The organism is Sutterella seckii (assembly GCF_009183815.1).
Classification (GTDB): Bacteria; Pseudomonadota; Gammaproteobacteria; order Burkholderiales; family Burkholderiaceae_F; genus Sutterella; species Sutterella seckii.
The window spans coordinates 1-451 of sequence record NZ_WEHX01000252.1; the positions used below are offsets into that span (position 1 = coordinate 1).

General features: G+C 56.5%; 1 protein-coding gene. It reads left to right on the forward strand.

The window, feature by feature from the left end; genetic code table 11:
* Positions 1-451, forward strand: a 451-nt coding sequence (locus tag GBM95_RS12065; RefSeq protein WP_152159292.1) for an IS630 family transposase, incomplete at both ends; no start/stop codon positions are given.

Sequence of the window (451 nt, forward strand, 5' to 3'; positions counted from 1 at the left end):
GGAAGACGAAACCGCTGTCCAGCAGGACACCAATTGGATCCGAGGCTACGCGCCGCGCGGAAAGACGCCGACGATCCTTCATGATCGCCGCGCCTGCTACGGCGCTCCCGTCATGATCTCGGCCGTGAACAATCAGGGGCTGTCGGCTTTTGCTTTTCAGCGAAGCGCCGTGCGCCGGTATTCATTCATACGCTTCCTGCATCGTCTCATCAAGGACTACGGCGGAAAGGGCAGAAAGCTCTTCGTCATCTGCGACAACTGCAGGATTCACCACGCAAAGCTGGTCGCCGCCTGGTGCGAAGCTCATAAGGAAGAAATCGAACTCTTTTTCCTTCCCTCGTATTCGCCGGAACTGAACCCCGATGAGTTTCTGAATCGTCAGCTCAAAACGAGTCTGCGGGTGAAGGGGCCGAAGAATCACGAAGAAACGCTCGAGCACGCAAAGGAGATC